Consider the following 14,756-nt stretch of genomic DNA (forward strand, 5'->3'; position numbering starts at 1 on the left):
AATATATTTTTAATATAAATTGCATCAATATATTACTATAGTTTTTCCATAAGGTTAAACCTAGTATATTGATTGCCAAGGCAATAAAAAATGCTCCTAACATATCCAAAGGAAAATGTACCCCAAGATATATTCTAGACCAAGCAACCAGCCAAGCTAATCCAATCAGTCCTAAACCAATAATACGTTGTTTAGAGAAAAAGTATGAAAAGGCAATTGTGCTAAAAATGAGCATATGATCGCTTGGAAATGAGCCATTAGGCACATGAAAGATAATTGTTCTTCCCACTTCCATTACAAAGGGGCGCGGATGATAAAAAAGCTGAGAAATAATCTGACTGATTGCAATGGCAATACTGGTAAAAATAAAAGCTTTAAGTATTTGTTTTTTAGTATTTAAATTTCCTTTAAACCATAAAACCAGAAATATTACCAGCATAATATAGAGCAAGTCATTAGCGATAAAGATGGCCACATTAATACTCAAATCAGTTGCATTCTCAGATGCATTAATTAATCTGAATAAATTTAAGTTAAAGGTTTCCAAAGACATAAGCTGGGTATATATAAAATTATTACGGTCATGATACTGACATATTTAATAAATAAAGAAAGCAGCACTAGCTGGATTTATGTATAAAAATTTAAACCTCATCAGCTTGCAAGATTTAAACTAATCTAACCAAATGTGTCTCAAAACCATACATTCTCGTGCTCTAATTTAGTTATTGTTCAATTAACTCATTATTTATTAAGATTTTTTATCATATAGGTAGGCAAAAATTAAAATGGATTTTGCAGATATCTTTATACGAGATACGTCTTGGAAATTTATTTTAGAAATCATCATTCGCTGCGTAGTGATGTATCTAATTATTATTATATTTCTTCGGTTATCAGGCAAACGTGGCATACGACAACTCTCAATCTTTGAAGTTGCAATAATCTTGTGTTTGGGTTCGGCAGCTGGTGATCCGATGTTTATGGAAGAACTGCCGATTATACAAACGTTTACAGTAGTCGCTACTATTCTGCTGCTATATCGGATTACGACTTGGAGTATGGTAAAAAATAAAAAAATAGAAGCATTGCTAGAAGGCTTACCCCTTTGTGTAGTAGAAGATGGCAAACTAGTTTTTAAGGATTTGGAAAAAGAGACTTTCTCTCATGATGAATTTTTTGCCGAAATGCGCCAGCAGAATGTAGAACATTTAGGTCAGATCAGAACTGCCCTATTAGAATCAGATGGAGCATTAAGCTTACTTTTCTTTGAGAAAAGGGATATAAAATGGGGACTTCCAATTTTTCCAAAGGCTTATCAAAAAGCTACATTTGTTAAGGAAAATACTTTTTACTCTTGCATGAAATGCGGAGAAACCAGAATGTTGACCAAGATAGATCAGAGCTGTCCACGTTGTCACCATAGTGACTGGGCGGAATCTTTAAGAACGAGTCGCACGTCAGTTTAATATTTTAAAGTAAAGCTGGTTGTATAAAAAAACCCATCAAAAGATGGGTTTTTATTATTCACGGCAGACGAGCTATTACACTAAAGTAATGTTGCTTGCTTGAGGGCCTTTTTTACCGTCAACTACAGTAAATTGCACTTGCTGGCCTTCATATAAAGTTTTGAAACCCTGGTTAGTGATTTCGCTATAGTGAGCGAATACATCTGGACCTGATTCTTGTTGAATAAAGCCAAAACCTTTAGTCTCGTTGAACCACTTCACTGTACCTTTTACGACATTAGACATAATATAATCCTGAATTTTTAAATAAAGAGAGTTTTTAACTCTTAGGATAACTTGAAAATAATATATGAGACTAAAATCTGATAAAGACGAAGGATTTAATAAAAAACTGCGAGCTGAGAGATTATTGAAACAAAACTATATTTCTAGTTATGCGGCAATTATACAGGTTTCCTTTAGATTAGCAACCCATATTTTAAAAATAAAAAAACCCAATCATAGAAGACTGGGCTATAAACCTTAAATTTTTATTGGTAGCGGGAGCTGGATTTGAACCAACGACCTTCGGGTTATGAGCCCGACGAGCTACCAGACTGCTCCATCCCGCATCAATGAATTAGCTTTATACGCCTTAAATTGGTATAGGTCAATTTATATTTTAATTATTATAAAATATCGTAGGTTTATTTGACTTTTATACTTTTTTCCATACCTTATCTTCTTGACTCGCTGCAAGCGTAAAAGTAAAGCCATCGTCTGTACTGACCAGATAAATATCAGAAGTACGATAGACCACTTTCAGGACGGTGCCCAGCTCTAACAGTATAGGCTCGCACCCTTCCTTTTCAAGTTTTAAAGAATCCACAAGCTGAACTAATCCACTTTCCATTTTATCATCTCTTTTCAATGAAAAATCACTTAATAAGTGTATCTATAGACACCATTTTAAGCGAATTAATTTTAAATTTCTCTGTTTGACTTCATTTTTCAGTTTGGTTCTAAATAAGGATAAGGGTTAATTGCTCCCTGCCCATTTATATAAATTCCATAATGTAAATGTGGCGGTGTTCCGCGCGCATTCCCTGTATTTCCCACATAGCCAATCACTTCACCTGCTTCGATCCAATCCCCCGCAGTGATATTTTCAGCATAATTCTCTAAATGGGCATAATAATGATGAGTTAAATCAGGACCAGTTACCCAGACTACCTGTCCACCAAGATTGTTAGTACCCACCTGCCTAACTATACCTTCAGTTGTACTGAGCACAGGTGTCCCCCGTTTAGCGAATATATCGATTCCTTCATGTTTTCTACCTTCACTTCGAGCAGCTCCCCAAGTATCTTGCAGTTGTTTCCTTGTTACCCCTTCTACAGGCACAGGAAGTTGGCCAGATAACTTTTTGTTCATGAGCTGACTATAAAGAAAAGGATAACGAAAACCAGCGGACTCTCCAGAGGCAGGTGGCTGGCATCCGGAAATCAGCCCTAAACTAGCGATTAATATAAGTATACTTAAACAGGGTATATATTTTCTCATATATCTACAAAAAGTTAGTTTGTACAAGCTTTTTTTGGATGAAAATCAAAATGATTCAAGATATATTTCCTTATTTTTTTATCTGTATTTAAGAGTTCTATTAAAGCTTTTTTAAACTCAATAGGCGCCTGCTCAGTGTCAAGATCAGGAATAATCGCTTGCTGTCCTCCTACGCCATCAAAACAAAAAATATTAAGCTTAGAGAGTATTCTATGATCATATTCCAAGTCTGCTTCAAAAGTGTAAATAATCTTTAGCTTGAAGCCTGTTTTTTCAAAATGACAATAACATTCTCTTACTCCATGAGGTACCAGACTCATATCAATAATGGCTTTATCACCGATATGAATACCTAAATAGATATTTTCATATTTAAAAAATTTATTGGTTTTTTTTACGCCTATCCATCCAGTACGTTCCGGATCGATCAGCAGATCAAGTATTTCTTTAAATTTCATGATATTCCCTATAAGCAGAGAAGGGATATATATTTTTGATGTTTTTATATCAACTAAGTACTCTTGTTTGGTCTACTAATCTTTAATATGAGTATGATTTGTTCTTTTCATGTTTCAGTTACTACAAATTTAAAGATTGCAGCGATGAAAATTTATATTTACTTTCTTAAAACTATTAATAATTTTTTCAGTAATAGAAGTTAAAAGGCAACATTACTGTTGCCCTATACAATTTCAATTTAATGCAATTACTTTAACAATAATAACTTGTGATTCTTCAAAATCATCAAAAATTTGCTTACGGCTGAGCTCTTTAGACTTTACACAAAAGTCATGATTCTGATAGTTAATAATTTTCGGAATCTGGTCAAAATACTGGCTCCCCACATCTAGTTCTTCTTCAAATAACGGCGTGCCTAATTGATACTCCTTACTTTTTAACACAATGTACTTTACTATTGTTTTCATAAAAGGCCTGTCTTCTTTACACACTTTATTTTTAGTTTTAACAGGTTTTCTTCCTTTAAGAAATGCATCTTTAGTAGTTAGTGCCTGTTAAAGCAACAACTAAGCTATAAAACCCAACAGAATCCTTTAAAGGTCATTTAAAAAGACTTTATGATTGAAGTTCTACGACCTAAATTACTCAATTAAAGCCAGTTTCCTTTAATGTGGAATCAGGTGGTTTTTCAGATATAGTAATTAAGAATAAATAAGAACTAGAGCTATAAGCATGGTCATAATTCAAAAATGTTGCGCATTACTTGAAACACAGACATTAAAAATTGCATTTATTGAAAGTGCCAGCTCTGGCTATCTGGCCAGTCAGTTTTCTATTTTTAAAAATAGCGGCGCAGATATCCTGTTAGGAGGATTAGTCAGTTATGACCCAAGTATCAAGATTGATGTTTTAAAAATTGATTCTATGCTTATTGAACAATACACAGCTGAGTCGGCAGAAGTTACAGCTGCCATGGCAACTCAAGGTCATAAATTATTTAAAGGCGCTAATATAATTATTGCTTGTACAGGACTTCTAAAACCAGGCGGTAGTGCTTCATCTGAAAAACCGGTGGGTACATTTTTTATTGCAATTTCTGATCACAATCATCTTTATGAGATTAAATACTTTCTGGAAGGTACGCCAATAGAAAAATTGAACCAACTTACCCAGCTGGTTGCTCAAGAGATCATACAAATCATTCAACGATAAAAAAGCCCCGTAATTGGGGCTCTTTATTTAAAGTTTATGGGGCAATTGGTTTAAAGGGAGGGATCACATCTGCATTTTGTGCACGATGTCTGAGATAGTGATCCATTAGCACAATAGCTAGCATTGCTTCTGCAATTGGTGTTGCACGTACGCCCACACATGGGTCATGGCGACCCTTGGTCAGCACATCGGTATCTTCACGGTCCAGATTGATCGTTTTACCTGGCGTCGTAATACTGGCGGTAGGTTTTAGTGCGATTGCTACCCGGATATGCTGGCCGCTAGAAATCCCGCCTAAAATTCCGCCTGCATGGTTTGCCAGAAATCCTTCTGTAGTCAGTTCATCACGAGTCTCGTGCCCAAACTGTCCAGCTACGGCAAAACCATCACCAATTTCAACACCTTTTACAGCATTAATACTCATCATGGCATGGGCAATATCTGCATCTAAACGGTCAAATACTGGTTCCCCCCAGCCTACCGGAACGTTCTCAGCAATAATTTCCAGTTTCGCCCCACAACTGGTTCCCTGTTCACGTAAAGAGGTCACCAGCGCCTCGAAGCGTGGAACTGCTTCTATGTCTCCACAAAAAAACGGATTATTAGCAACTTCATTCCAGTCCAGTTTTTCAGCTTTTTCATGCCCAATCTGGGTTACATGGCCACGGATCACAATACCAAATTTTTCTGCCAAGTATTTTTTGGCAATTGCACCGGCAGCCACACGCATTGCTGTTTCGCGTGCGCTAGAACGCCCACCGCCCCGATAATCTCGAAAACCATACTTATGAGTATAAGTATAATCGGCATGACCAGGACGAAAAGTTTGAGCAATGTTGCCATAGTCTTTAGACTTCTGGTCAGTGTTACGGATCAGCAAACCAATCGATGTACCTGTTGTTTTACCCTCAAAAACGCCCGAAACAATTTCAACCTGATCAGGCTCTTTACGTTGGGTGGCAAACTTTGAAGTTCCTGGCTTACGGCGGTCGAGATCTTTTTGCAAATCTGCTTCACATAGCTCAATACCTGGAGGCACACCATCTATAATTGCCATGAGGCCAACTCCATGCGACTCACCACAGGTGGTTACACGAAAGAGTTGCCCAATACTATTACCCGCCATGCTTCATCTTCCTTATACTTCAACAGATTCTTGAAACAGTTGCTGATAGCGACGGCACTGCTCGGCAGTCAGTGCAAAAATCCCTGAGCCGCCTTTTTTAAACTCGAGCCAGTGGAAATCTACCGTATTAAAATTCTGCTTCATTGCCCATTCTGAGTTCCCCACTTCAATCACAATCAGACCATCTTCAGTCAGATAATCTGCAGCCTGAGACAGCATCTTACGGACCAAGTCCAAGCCGTCCTGACCGGCAGCCAAGGCAAGCTCAGGTTCATGCAGAAACTCTTCAGGCAGATCAGCCATGTCCTCAGCATCAACATATGGCGGATTAGAAACAATCAGGTCATATTGATTTTCTGCTGGAATTTTTGAGAAAAGATCCGATTCCATCAAGGCAACCTGATATTGCATATTATGGTGCTCAGTGTTAATGGCAGCCACTTCAAGTGCTTCTTTGGAAATATCGGTTGCATCAACCTCTGCTTCAGGGAACGCATAAGCCAGTGCGATGGCAATGCAACCAGAACCTGTGCACATATCTAAAATACGCCGCGGCGTTTGCGGATCTGAATTTACTGGAAGATTATTATGAGCTTCCCGTAACTGGCCGTGTTCATCAAGACAATATGGAGCAAAGCGGTTCTCAATCAATTCTGCAATCGGTGAACGTGGAATTAAGACCCGTTCATCAACATAAAAAGGTTTATTAAAAAAATAAGCCAGATTTAACAAGTATGAAGTAGGAATACGCTCATTAACACGACGCGCCAGCAGATTTAAAAACTCTTCTTTTTCACTTGGTAAAAGTTTTGCATCCAGGATTTCAGGATTGGCTGCCCATTCTAGAGAGAGCGTTTGTAATACCAATGCTGAACTTTCTGCAAAATAATCTTCAGTCCCCTGTCCCAGATGTGCATCATATTGACGCAGGGCAGAGACACCAAAACGAATGAAATCACGAATTGTTGTTAAATTTTCGGCAGCTTCCTGTAAATGTTCAGGGCTAATGGTCGATTGCTCCACTCAGGGCTCTCCAAGTTCAACTTTTCAAAAATGGCCTTATGATACCGTTTTTTGCGGGCTTTTATAATGCTTGTCTCAGTAAAAGCGGTATTTTTGGGAGGCTATTTTTTATCTGTCATAGAAGTATAGCTTAAGGAATATATCTGGTCCCATAGTAGTTAGCCTGCTCAATCACCTGCGCCAATATACAACGTGATTGTTGTAGACGACCAAACTGATTATCCATAGCTGTATAACATTGGCTTTGAACACGGCGCTCCCAAAGTTCATATTGCTGGATCACATTTGTCTGGTGCTGACCACTTACCTTATAATAGGCGCGATAACTTTTCTTTAATCGTTTTTTATGTTGCTTTAACTCTTGATTGATGCACTTCTGCAATACTTCAGTTTGTCCATACGCATGGTTTATACAGCGCGTATAAGTTTCAGAGTAACCTTGCTGAGCAATGGCAGCTGCCTGAGCTGAAATCAAGATAAGTCCTGACCCTAATATTAATCGCATCTTTGTTCCCCAAACTAAATACCAGTTGCAACGCTTAGTTTTGATTTTTCATAAAATTCTTTAAGTTCGATATAAAAATTTAAAAATATATCGGGAAATTCTGCTTTTGCAATTTATCACTCTCCGTATTGAATCTTAAAGAACCGTCCTCATATTTTATTATACGTTCTTCTGTTATATTTCTACCATGAGTTACAAGCATAATAATTTACTGGCTATGCGTCAGTCCTACTGGAATGACGAGCAGTCGGTCAAAGTCCAACATGAAAAACTGTTCTTTCAGCAAGTTCTGGCTGAATATCATGTATTTACAGAGCCTAATTTAGAAGATGCACGTTATTTTTTCTTTACTTTACCCAGTATAATCATTGTAAAAGGTTATGCTTTAGGATTTATGCATGAGAGTGTAAAAGCTTTGATCATACAGCATCTGATACGTAATAAAACTTTACTGAACCAGCGTCACCCCCTAAAAGTTCAATATCGATAATTGCTCTACTTTTGAAATAGAGGGCGTAAGTTTACTTTTTCGTTGAATATCGTTATATAAGCATATGCTTAGGCTATTTAGTGACTTAAGTATGTTTTGTTCCGCTATTAGCATTTTTTAACTCTCCGTTCCTTAAGTCCAACTGTTTTAATACGCGGATAACAGTTAATATTGGTTAAAATTGCTCATCAGGCCGACTCCTAAAGGATTTTACTTTCATGACACATCAAAACGATAAGCTTAAGAATTTAAAAACTTCCTCTATGGACCGACGCTTATCGATTGCGAAAGCCTCATTACTTGCTGGTACCCGCTGGGCAACAGCTAATGCCGGCTCCTTCTTTGCCAGTGATGAAGAAAAAGAAAAGAAACGTAAAAAAGCCATGACAGATCAGGCAAACTATCTGGTTTCTGAAATTGGCAAGCTAAAGGGATCAATTGTTAAAATTGGCCAAATGATGGCACTTTATGGTGAACACTTTTTGCCTGAAGAGATTACACAGGCTTTAAATACCTTAAATAACCAGACTGTTGCTTTAGCTTGGCCTGCTATTAAAGCCCATCTTCAAGACCAATTAGGCTCTAAACTGGATCAGCTTACGATTGACCATGAGCCTATAGGTACAGCTTCATTAGCTCAGGTGCATCGGGCAGTAAGAAAATCTGATGGTCAAGAGCTGGTATTAAAAATTCAGTATCCCGGAGTGGCTGACGCGATTGACTCGGATATGAGCCTGTTTAAAAACATGCTTAAACTGACCCGGATGGTACCGCAAACCCGTGAATTTGATCAGTGGTTTGATGAAGTCCGGGACATGATGCACCGCGAAGTAAATTACAGTATAGAAGCGGCTACCACTCAGCGCTTTGCTGAGCGGCTTAAAGATGATCCACGTTATATTGTTCCTCAAATTGTAGATGAGTTTTGTGCTCCCCAAGTCCTTTGCATGACCTTTGAACGTGGTGTACCCATTAACAGCCCAGTTATGCTGTCATTACCCCAGGAGCGTCGTAACAGACTGGGTGAAGCTTCGCTAGAAATTGCAGTACGTGAGATTTTTGAATGGGGCGAGATGCAGACTGATCCCAATTTTGGAAACTATCTGGTCCGTCTCGGCAATGGCGCAGATATTGCAGACAAGATTATTTTACTCGATTTTGGGGCAATCCGGCAGTTTGATGAGCATCTGCTAAGTGTAGCGCGCAACCTGATCCAGGCAGGTTATAACCATGACTCGACAGCTATGGTAGAGGCGATGACAGGTTATGAGTTTTTTGACTCTATTCCACAAAGTATCAAACCTGATATGGCAAAAGTTTTTCTGCTGGCTACAGAAGCATTCAGCAGTAAAGAAAATAATCCTGACTTACCACCAGATGTTATGGATGATCAGGAACGTTATGACTGGAAGAAAAGCCAGCTTCATGCACGCGTAATGCAGCAGGCATCAAGATCAATGGCATCACGCTATTTTAGCGTACCGCCAAAAGAATTTATGTTTATCAGCCGTAAATTTATCGGGGCCTATACCTTTATGACTGTGATTAATGCTAAAACTAATGTGCGCAAAATGATTCGTGACCACCTTTAAATACAGCCGGCCGGATGACTTCATGTCAATCCGGTCAATTCTTTACTGTTTTCATTATAAAATCTGTAAAAATAGATAATAAACTTCAAATGCTTACTTCTTAAATAATATAATCATTATACTCTAATAGAGCCAATCAACTTCTGTCATATCTGACATGGTGTTTTATCATAAGCTATGTCAGCATATCCCGCATAACGATAAAAAACTGCTGGAAAATATATGACAAAAATGATGAATAAAGCACAAGGGCTAGGCCTATCACTGATTACCCGAATTGCAGGTATTGAAATAATTGATCAGTTTAACTTGAGAAAGCTCATTGAAAAGTCACTTTACCAAGGCTCTAAAGCTGGTTTTAAAAGTTTGAGTCAATCACAAAAATTTTTTAAAAGTCAGTCACTAAAAAAACAGCGCTTATCACCTCAAGGAAAAAACCTGTTTGATTTAAACTTGAGTGAAGAACAACAGATGCTCGTTGAAAGTATGCACCAATTTGCACAGGAGATACTTTACCCTCTGGCAGCCCGCGCTGATCATAATGAGACTTTTCCTCAAGAACTCTGGCAACACGCAAAAGACCTAGGACTTAATGAATATGCTTTGCCTGAAGCACTTGGAGGAGTAGCAGACCACTTAAATATTGTTAGCAATATTCTGATTACAGAACAGCTTGGTCAAGGAGATTTCAGTCTGGCTGCTGGGCTACTTTCTGGTTTTAGTGCAATTAATGCCTTGAGTCGATGGGGTTCTGAACAGATTCAGGCTAAATACCTGACCGCTTTTAACCACCTCAATGATCTTAAGGCTACTTTCGCAACTCAAGAAAACTCTTCGGCGTTTAACCCTTTTCAGCTAGATACTCAGGCTATTTTTAAAGATCAGCAGTTTTATATTACTGGAGAAAAAACCTTGGTCCTCTTAGGTGAAACCGCTGATCTGCTCCTTGTGAGTGCTGACTATAATGGACAAGCTGACGTATTCGTAGCAATACGCGATAGTACGATAAGTTATAAAAAATGCCCTGCCATGGGACTTAAAGCCTGTGAAACTGTCACATTAAAGTTTAATCAAACTCCTGCTGAGCGACTGGGAGATGAAGACTTTGACTATAGCGCTTTTCTAGATTTAGGCCAGCTAATGTGGTGCGCACTGGCTATCGGCACTTGTGAGGCTGTAAAAAATTACTGTGTTCGTTATGCAAATGAGCGTATGGCATTTGGTGAGCCTATTTCGCATCGTCAGAGTATCGCTTTTATAATTGCAGATATGACCATTGAGATTGAGGCAATGCGTATGATGCTCTGGAATGCCGCCAGCCTTGCAGAAGCAGGAGAACCCTTTCACCGGGAGGCTTATCTGGCAAAGCTTTTATGTGCAGAAAAATCCATGAAAATTGGTACTGATGGTGTACAGATTTTAGGAGGTCACGGTTTTACCAAGGAATATCCGGTAGAGCGCTGGTATCGGGACTTGCGAGCCACAGCGATTTTGTATTCTGGCTTACACGCTTAAATCAGCCCATTATTATAAAAAAGGTTAAAAAATGAATTTGCAGAATCCAAAAAAGTATAAGCTGATGGTACAGCAAGCTCGAGAGGTCGCTTTACATGTATTACGTCCTATTTCTCGTAAGTATGACAAAGCTGAACACAGCTACCCTAAAGAACTGGATATGATTGCCTCTCTCATCGATGGAATGAATGAAGGGGTCGAAGGACTGAATGCAGGTGCAGCAGTCGGAAAACGTGGCGCCGACATACAGGGTAATAAAAATGGTGTAAATATGTCCACAGCTCTGGGCATTATGGAAATGTGTTACGGCGACACAGGACTATTGCTCAGTATGCCTCGTCAGGGTTTGGGAAATTCTGCCATCGCAGCAGTGGCCAATGACTCACAGTTAGAACGCTTTAAAGGGATGTGGGCTGCAATGGCAATTACCGAACCGGACTGTGGTTCTGACTCTGCAGCAATCCGAACTACAGCAATTAAAGACGGAACAGATTATATACTGAACGGTGAAAAAATCTTTGTAACATCAGGCCAGCGTGCTGACTCAATTGTAGTTTGGGCTACACTTGACCCTAAGCTCGGCCGTGCAGCAATCAAATCTTTTGTGGTGCCAAAAGGTACACCGGGTATGAAAGTAGAACGACTAGAGCATAAACTAGGAATAAAAGCTTCAGATACAGCGGCTATCAGTTTTATTAATTGCCGTGTACCAGCTGAAAACTTACTTGGAAATCCGGATATTGATATAGCGAAAGGTTTTGCTGGAGTGATGGAAACTTTTGACAATACACGTCCGCTGGTGGCTGCTATGGCAGTAGGTTGCGCCCGGGCTTCTCTGGAACGTATCAAGGAAATTTTTAAAGACCAGCTTGACCAGAACTATGCTACACCTTATTTACAAACTTCATATCTTGCTGCACAGATTTATAGAATGGAGGCGGAATGGGAAGCAGCACGTTTACTCACATTAAAAGCTGCCTGGATGGCAGACAACAAGAAACCGAATTCAAAAGAAGCATCAATTGCCAAAGCTAAAGCAGGTCGAATTGGTAATGAAATTACACTAAAATGTGTAGAGCTGGCAGGTAGCGTGGGTTATGGGGAAGATGAACTGTTAGAAAAATGGGCACGTGACTCAAAAATTCTGGATATTTTTGAAGGTACTCAGCAGATTCAACAGCTGATTATTGCCCGGCGCGAGTTAGGAAAAACTTCTAGCGAACTTAAATAGTAAAGATCCACTTATAGAGAGACAGACTTACAACTAACTGATTTTTTGTTATAACAGTCTGTCTTCTTTTTAAGTTCTGACTAATTCCAATATGTTTAATTTAAGACTTATTCAATCTAAAGATAATCCATCTATTGCCCAAATTATCCGTACTGTCTCTCAGGAATTCGGCCTTGCCAGTGATGCAGGTTTTGCAGTCTCTGATCCCATCTTGGATGATCTATATCAGGTTTATCAAGAACCTAACAGTCGCTATTGGGTAGTAGAGAGCACACAGGGAAAAATAGTAGGAGGTGGTGGTATTGCACCGCTACAGGGAGATACTTCAATTCTGGAAATCCAGAAAATGTATTTTCTTCCTGAAACTCGAGGATACGGTTTGGCCAAACAGCTTTTACAACAATGTTTTGAATTTGCACAACAGCAAAACTTCCAGACAATATATCTGGAAACAACTGCCACCTTATATCAAGCTGTCAAACTTTATGAACGACTAGCATTCGAACGTCTTGATCAGCCTTTAGGTAATACAGGACATAGTAATGCTTGTGAAATATGGATGGCGAAAAAACTGGCTTATTAATATAAAAAGCTGATCAATAAAAAAAGCACCGAAGTGCTTTTTTTATTTTAAAGGCTATTTAATTTTAGCTTTAGATTTTAGATATTGGGTGTAATCTTCCAGCTCCTGCTGCCCACGTAACTGCTGATAGAGTTTACTTAACTCCTGAAGCTGTTCCGGTGTTAAAGCATTAGAAGTGGTTTTATTAACATTTGCCACAGCAACCAATACCAGCTCATTAGGCAAGGCTGCTGTAGTTACAGACCACATACCTGATTTTGGGGCTGCTACACTAAAAGCAGCACGTTCAACGTCGCGCTTTAAGCCTTGAGAACGGGTAAATGTACCAGCACTCTGGAAAGCTACTTTATGTTTAGCTAAAACCTGTTGAGCTGGTTGGGTTTTAAATTCATCCAGCATGGTTTTAAGCTTCGCGGCAGCTAAACCGGCAGCTTTTTCGTCAATTATTTTAGTTTTAATTGCAGGAGTAGCTTGAGCTAGCGACTGAACTCCTTCAGGCTGATAATCACGTACTTTAACCCAAACTGCTTCCCCTGTAGCAAGTTGCAGATTGCTAGTTACATTACGATCGCCATTTTTAACATCTTCATTAAAAATACGGGCTTTCACACTTGGGTCATTTAAAACTGGATGACGAGTATTTAAACCAACATTTTTAACTGTTTCTATGCGTGTACCTTTGATTTCTTGAGGCACCACATCAAGTGAATCGCTACTAACAACCATTTCATTTAAACTGTTTACCGTATCAGTAAACAAGTTTGCAACTTTAGACTTTTGAATTTCAGCAGCCAGACGGCTCTTTTCAGCTTCAAACGAAGGAATATTCTGCGCAAGTGTTTGTGCCTGAATAATATGATAACCATATTGGGTCTTTACGGGTTGAGATATCTGATTTGCTTTTAAACCCAGAACAGCTTTATCAAAAGCTTCAGAATAAACTCCTGTCTGGTAACTTTCAATCAGGCCACCTTTCGTTTTAGAGTCTATATCATCTGAATATTGTGCAGCTGCCTGTGCGAAGTTCGTTCCCCCTTGAATCTTTGCATAAACCTCATTAGCGAGTTTCTGCGCTTGGTTTTCATTTCGAGTATCAGAAGTTGCAATAAGAATATGCTTAACTTCACGCTTTGCATTCTTATTTTGAGCTTCGACAAAATTTGCATAAGCCTGCTGCAACTCAGCATCCGTAACAGGTGCTGCTTTAGTATTTACCTGTTCAGGTGACAACACAATATAATCCACATCTACATGGGCCGTCTGCTTAAAACTGTTTTTATGCTTCTGATAATAGTTAGCAATGTCCTGCTGGCTAACCTGAATATTCTTTTTATATTCATCTAGCGGAATGCTGGACAGGAATAATGTACGTTGCTCAGTCTGCAAGTTAGCAATCTGATTCATGTCAACTTTGCTGACCAGCGTATAATCTACAAATGTACTATTTAACATTTTTAAAGCATGGTCTTGTCGCAAGTTTGCAATTAGGCCCTGACTGGTTAACCCGACAGAACGCAAGTAGTTTTCATATAATGTCTGAGAAAATTGTCCATTTTGCTGGAAGCTTGGCTGTTGGGCCAGCATCTGCTCAATTTGTGCATCACTTAAAGAAATACCCAGTTTTTCAGCTTGCTGTAAAATCAGATTCTGTGCAATCAGATGATCCAGTGCCGTTTGCTGAATAAAAGGCTGATTCAGCAAGGTCTCATCGCCATTTACAAAGTTTAAATATTGTTCTTTATAAGATTTAGTCAGTGACTCTAGTTCTTTTTTGGAGATCTCTTGCCCGTTTACTGTAGCAGCGACATTTTCTTTATTACCCCCGCTAAAATATCCTTCAATACCTACAAATGCTAAAGGGGTCAAAAACAAAATTAGCAGGACGATACCAAGCCAACCCTTTATGACTTTACGAAAAGATTCCATAAGTATTCCAATATTTTATTTCGAAGGGATTTTAACTGAAAAACACAAGTGAATGAATGTATAAAGCCAGGCTTTTCTTCATT

17 protein-coding genes and 1 tRNA gene are annotated in these 14,756 nt (G+C 38.8%); 7 read left to right on the forward strand and 11 right to left on the reverse strand.

Annotated features, from left to right (window positions below):
• Positions 1-553: undecaprenyl-diphosphatase (locus tag J502_RS11695; protein WP_034684217.1), on the reverse strand; the 553-nt coding region annotated here is incomplete at its 3' end.
• Between the two features lie 235 nt (positions 554-788).
• Here J502_RS11695 and J502_RS11700 point away from each other — a divergent pair.
• A complete protein-coding gene (locus J502_RS11700; RefSeq protein ID WP_034684220.1) occupies positions 789-1,469 on the forward strand; it encodes a DUF421 domain-containing protein in 681 nt (226 codons plus the stop codon).
• A 75-nt stretch (positions 1,470-1,544) separates the two neighbouring features.
• Here the strand turns inward: J502_RS11700 and J502_RS11705 are convergent, their stop codons facing one another.
• The 6 genes from J502_RS11705 to J502_RS11730 form a co-directional block, all read right to left on the reverse strand.
• Positions 1,545-1,754, reverse strand: a complete 210-nt coding sequence (locus J502_RS11705) for a cold-shock protein (protein WP_005014527.1) — start codon at positions 1,752-1,754, stop codon at positions 1,545-1,547.
• A 249-nt stretch (positions 1,755-2,003) separates the two neighbouring features.
• Positions 2,004-2,080 (reverse strand) — tRNA-Met (locus tag J502_RS11710).
• Between the two features lie 86 nt (positions 2,081-2,166).
• Positions 2,167-2,361: a hypothetical protein gene (locus J502_RS11715; RefSeq protein ID WP_005014529.1), complete on the reverse strand. Its 195-nt coding sequence runs from the start codon at positions 2,359-2,361 to the stop codon at positions 2,167-2,169.
• A 98-nt stretch (positions 2,362-2,459) separates the two neighbouring features.
• Entirely contained in the window at positions 2,460-3,011 is a 552-nt protein-coding gene (locus tag J502_RS11720) for a M23 family metallopeptidase (protein WP_005014531.1), read from the reverse strand.
• Between the two features lie 14 nt (positions 3,012-3,025).
• Positions 3,026-3,469, reverse strand: a complete 444-nt coding sequence (locus J502_RS11725; protein ID WP_005014532.1) for a hypothetical protein — start codon at positions 3,467-3,469, stop codon at positions 3,026-3,028.
• Positions 3,470-3,703: 234 nt separating this feature from the next.
• Complete coding sequence (locus J502_RS11730) at positions 3,704-3,937, reverse strand: hypothetical protein (RefSeq protein ID WP_005014533.1); 234 nt, start codon at positions 3,935-3,937, stop codon at positions 3,704-3,706.
• Positions 3,938-4,202: 265 nt separating this feature from the next.
• Here J502_RS11730 and J502_RS11735 point away from each other — a divergent pair, with 265 nt between their 5' ends.
• The gene (locus tag J502_RS11735) at positions 4,203-4,682 is read left to right on the forward strand and encodes a CinA family protein (protein WP_034684223.1); all 480 of its coding nucleotides are present in this window, start codon (positions 4,203-4,205) and stop codon (positions 4,680-4,682) included.
• 34 nt (positions 4,683-4,716) lie between these two features.
• Here the strand turns inward: J502_RS11735 and aroC are convergent, their stop codons facing one another.
• The 3 genes from aroC to J502_RS11750 all read right to left on the reverse strand — a co-directional run bounded on the left by aroC (position 4,717) and on the right by J502_RS11750 (position 7,336).
• On the reverse strand, positions 4,717-5,808 hold the full coding sequence (gene aroC / locus J502_RS11740) for a chorismate synthase (RefSeq protein WP_005014537.1): 1,092 nt from the start codon (positions 5,806-5,808) through the stop codon (positions 4,717-4,719).
• A 12-nt stretch (positions 5,809-5,820) separates the two neighbouring features.
• Entirely contained in the window at positions 5,821-6,831 is a 1,011-nt protein-coding gene (gene prmB / locus J502_RS11745) for a 50S ribosomal protein L3 N(5)-glutamine methyltransferase (protein ID WP_005014538.1), read from the reverse strand.
• 130 nt (positions 6,832-6,961) lie between these two features.
• Positions 6,962-7,336 carry a hypothetical protein gene (locus tag J502_RS11750; protein ID WP_005404174.1) on the reverse strand — a complete coding sequence of 125 codons (375 nt, stop codon included), beginning with the start codon at positions 7,334-7,336 and terminating at the stop codon, positions 6,962-6,964.
• 187 nt (positions 7,337-7,523) lie between these two features.
• Between J502_RS11750 and J502_RS11755 the strand changes: the two genes are divergently transcribed.
• From J502_RS11755 to J502_RS11775, 5 genes are all read left to right on the forward strand, one after another.
• Complete coding sequence (locus J502_RS11755; RefSeq protein ID WP_005025703.1) at positions 7,524-7,826, forward strand: hypothetical protein; 303 nt, start codon at positions 7,524-7,526, stop codon at positions 7,824-7,826.
• A 218-nt stretch (positions 7,827-8,044) separates the two neighbouring features.
• A complete protein-coding gene (locus J502_RS11760) occupies positions 8,045-9,418 on the forward strand; it encodes an ABC1 kinase family protein (RefSeq protein ID WP_005014542.1) in 1,374 nt (457 codons plus the stop codon).
• 222 nt (positions 9,419-9,640) lie between these two features.
• Complete coding sequence (locus J502_RS11765) at positions 9,641-10,933, forward strand: acyl-CoA dehydrogenase family protein (RefSeq protein ID WP_005014548.1); 1,293 nt, start codon at positions 9,641-9,643, stop codon at positions 10,931-10,933.
• Between the two features lie 31 nt (positions 10,934-10,964).
• On the forward strand, positions 10,965-12,164 hold the full coding sequence (locus J502_RS11770) for an acyl-CoA dehydrogenase family protein (protein ID WP_005014550.1): 1,200 nt from the start codon (positions 10,965-10,967) through the stop codon (positions 12,162-12,164).
• 91 nt (positions 12,165-12,255) lie between these two features.
• On the forward strand, positions 12,256-12,747 hold the full coding sequence (locus J502_RS11775) for a GNAT family N-acetyltransferase (RefSeq protein ID WP_005014557.1): 492 nt from the start codon (positions 12,256-12,258) through the stop codon (positions 12,745-12,747).
• 54 nt (positions 12,748-12,801) lie between these two features.
• On the opposite strand, the gene J502_RS11780 is transcribed toward J502_RS11775, so the two are convergent.
• The gene (locus J502_RS11780; protein WP_005014559.1) at positions 12,802-14,673 is read right to left on the reverse strand and encodes a SurA N-terminal domain-containing protein; all 1,872 of its coding nucleotides are present in this window, start codon (positions 14,671-14,673) and stop codon (positions 12,802-12,804) included.
• Positions 14,674-14,756: the final 83 nt, after the last annotated feature.

The organism is Acinetobacter sp. 1294596, from assembly GCF_000582925.1.
In the GTDB taxonomy this organism is placed as follows: Bacteria; Pseudomonadota; Gammaproteobacteria; order Pseudomonadales; family Moraxellaceae; genus Acinetobacter; species Acinetobacter radioresistens.